This is a genomic window from Chryseobacterium sp. HNCC26DJ240 (genome assembly GCF_057180485.1).
This window is the reverse complement of record NZ_JBXUGK010000024.1, coordinates 1-459: the sequence shown is the minus strand read 5'-3', so window position 1 is coordinate 459 and position 459 is coordinate 1. Positions and strand designations below refer to the sequence as shown.

The 459-nt window shown below is 38.1% G+C and carries 1 protein-coding gene; it reads right to left on the bottom strand.

All coding sequences use genetic code 11. The features are described 5' to 3' along the window. Positions 1–222 precede the first annotated feature (222 nt). Positions 223–459: hypothetical protein (locus AC2A1G_RS20065; RefSeq protein ID WP_484048654.1), on the bottom strand; the 237-nt coding region annotated here is incomplete at its 5' end.

The following is a 459-nucleotide window of genomic DNA, read 5'->3' as shown; positions in this document are numbered from 1 at the left end:
GATTCGACGTTATTCAATGCGTTTCATCCACGGATATTGTTGTTAAACCCTTACGGGTTTTTGAGAAATAAAAACAGAAATATAATTCAATATAGATACCGGAGTCTTTGATTGGTTTGTGTTATAAGCATATTTGCTGAATCTCATTTTCGGAAGAAATGACGGCTGGGAGGATTCGACGTCATTCAATGCGTTTCATCCACGGATATTGTTGTTAAACCCTTACGATGAAAAACAGAGATACAATTCAACAGCAGATGGTTTGATTCTTCTCCATGGGTTACACCCACGGCTACTGTTGTTGAACCACTGCGTGGTTCGCCTCATAAACAAAGGCAATCTTGGGAGTAAATCTTTATTTATACGGGAATTTTTAGTTTGATGCGTAACAGCACTTGGATCTTTTAACTTTTTACCTGGCTCTTCACCCTGATTCTTTTTACTTTTTACCTGGCTCTT